General features: G+C 47.2%; 3 protein-coding genes. All 3 read right to left on the reverse strand.

Annotated features, from left to right (window positions below; all coding sequences use genetic code 11):
• Positions 1 to 206 precede the first annotated feature (206 nt).
• The 3 genes from RRF64_RS18745 to RRF64_RS18755 all read right to left on the reverse strand — a co-directional run bounded on the left by RRF64_RS18745 (position 207) and on the right by RRF64_RS18755 (position 2,162).
• Positions 207 to 1,034: a COG3904 family protein gene (locus RRF64_RS18745; protein WP_323847449.1), complete on the reverse strand. Its 828-nt coding sequence runs from the start codon at positions 1,032 to 1,034 to the stop codon at positions 207 to 209.
• A gap of 162 nt (positions 1,035 to 1,196) precedes the next feature.
• Positions 1,197 to 1,550 carry a hypothetical protein gene (locus RRF64_RS18750; protein ID WP_323847450.1) on the reverse strand — a complete coding sequence of 118 codons (354 nt, stop codon included), beginning with the start codon at positions 1,548 to 1,550 and terminating at the stop codon, positions 1,197 to 1,199.
• Between the two features lie 117 nt (positions 1,551 to 1,667).
• Positions 1,668 to 2,162 (reverse strand): hypothetical protein, encoded by a 495-nt coding sequence (locus RRF64_RS18755; RefSeq protein WP_323847451.1) that lies wholly within the window; start codon positions 2,160 to 2,162, stop codon positions 1,668 to 1,670.
• Positions 2,163 to 2,514: the final 352 nt, after the last annotated feature.

Consider the following 2,514-nt stretch of genomic DNA (forward strand, 5'->3'; position numbering starts at 1 on the left):
ATTCTGGCTCTATTTGGGGTGACGAAAAGCATTTTAGGGCACTCTCCGCACGAAAAATTCACCCATTCAAAAATCGCCCGAGTTTTTCTACAGCCTGAACGCCGCGCTCAGGGGCGGCTGAATTTGGGCACGTTTTTGCGCAAAAATAGGAGCGAATCGACTGCGCAAAAATGTGCCCAAATTCAGCCGTCCCCTGCAGCGCTTGGTTATGCGGGATTTAGTAGGGAAATCAATTTTGCGGCGCGACTGTTTGGTAGGTGTTCGAGAACACCTTTTTCTTGAGCCTCGCTAATTTTTCCTACGCGGCACGATTTGATTTTTGAGCTTTTCTCATATAAATATTTTTTGTAGCCTTTGAGCGGTTCAGGAGGCGGATCTCCTAGGTTGTAGTGACCCAAGCCAAGCTCCCATAAATCATTATTTTCCTCCGCCCCCATCTCACCACAAGATGCTATTATCCATTCTTCAAATGCTTCAGATTTCAGACCCAACTCATCGACAAGCTCTCGCTCACTAAGAATGTACAGGTCGGAGGATTTTTGTGAATACATTTTATCAATAAGGTGCTTAGGGACACCCAAATCAATTAAAATATTCCCGTATTTTTCTCGTGCCGATTGATATACAGACTGAGCTTTCTCAAATGAAAGATCAGAAAAATATTGCTTTTTAAAATATGTCCTGTGAAGACCGACTTTTCCGAGAGCAGAATTTCTCTCGTGTGCAAACATATAAATGAAAAAGCATGCACTGTAGCAAACACCATCCATATTCAAATGTACCGTCATCATCAGATCACGTACAATTTCCCCAATTTTTATAGCCTCTTCAACGCTGCCGCCTGGTGAATTGACCCTTAATATTGCTGGCACTGTCGAATGCCGATCATCTCGAAGATACGAAAGTAGCTTATTGGCGTCACCAGGAGCTATCTCCCCTTTTAATATTGGAGTTCCTAACCTTTCCACAATGTCCGCGCCATTTGAAGCGCTAGTGTAAACAAAAAATGATAAGAATATGATCAAATAACGCACAAAACCTTCTATTTCACTTTTCTGATTTTATTAATTTAGCTTTCGCATAACGCTGAGCTTAGGGGCGGCCCACGCTTTTTATGCGCGAAGCGCATAGCATGGGACGTCCCGCGGAGCCCCGCCAGGGGCGGAGCGTACTACAGCGCTTGTTAGGCGGCTGCCTTACTCTGGCGCGAAAAATGACCATGATTCACGCTCAGGCGCAGGCGCAACCGCCAAGCGACCGCACTTGGGACAGCGAAAGCTGCTCGAAAAATTCGCAGCGTTGACTGATTGCGAGATGATGTCATTAGCGACTTCGTCAGCAGCTAGATCTTTAGGGTATTCCGGCCCAAAATGGACGCGTAGCCAAGCTTCTCGCTGGTCTTCAGGGGTGGAAAGATATGCCACCACGGAGCGAGCCATCTGCTCTTCCAAGGCGGCGAGCGAAGTTAAGCTGAGCAGGATGCCGCTTGTATTTGGGCGCTCTTCAGTCTCACGAACCATTGCGCCGCATTTGCATGTAAATGACGACATGACACTCCTCGCCGCCTAACGCTGCAAATCAGCCGCGCGCGCCTTTGGCGCGTCGGCTGGATTTGCCTTGTTAGGCAAAAGACTTTCTCAAGTAGTACCGTCTCTTCAAGCAACGCTTTAATCACGCTCCATTGATCCAACAACATGGTCTTGAAGTCTTAGCATGGTTTCATGGTCAGCAAGGCTGACAACGACAACTGTCTTTGTTGCGCAATCGATAACAACTTGGGAGCCAATTCCTGTAAAAGACACACCGCTATTGGTGGGCACATAAGGTTTATCTTTCTCTCCAATTTGTAGGGCTGTTCTCACTGCGCGTCTTTTACAGTCTTCATTGAGTTGCAATTGAAACGGTGTAACTATCAGGTTCCAGTCATATGCTTCAATCTGCATGCTTCGTTGTTCCTCTGCTAGCGAAGTTCGAGATACATATTCCGTTGAATGCCCTTCCTCAATATCCTTAACCAGTACATATGTGCCTTTTACAACGCTATCTAGGTTTGCAGTTTTTCGAACTGCTTCGTTAGAACTCCAGCCAACTGCGAATGAAGCAACCACTGTACCGAGTAAGATCACTAACGGGTGTTCTTCAATTAATCGCTTTAAGGACATTGGTGATTCTCAATCATTTGTAGTGCCTAACGCTGAGCTCAGGGGCGGCCAGCGCTATGCACATTTTATGCGATAATGCGAGCGAAGTGAGCCGCATAAAAGGTGCATAGCGATGGCCGTCCCTAGGAGCGAATTGTTAGGCTCGCGAAGTGTACCGAAAAGCAGTGGCCTGACAGGTCGACTATCCATGATTCTCTCGAGGTTCATCTAACGGGATTCCAGCGAACCAAAACCCGTAGCCGTCCGGTTGAACTCTCCAAATCTCGAACCCGTCGAGCCTTTCCGAAAACCCTTGCTTGGTTGAGCGATCCTCTATCGCGGCGGTCGCTCCTTCATAAGTTGAGTAGATTCC

The sequence above is a fragment of the Microbulbifer magnicolonia genome (assembly GCF_035117725.1).
Classification (GTDB): domain Bacteria; phylum Pseudomonadota; class Gammaproteobacteria; order Pseudomonadales; family Cellvibrionaceae; genus Microbulbifer; species Microbulbifer magnicolonia.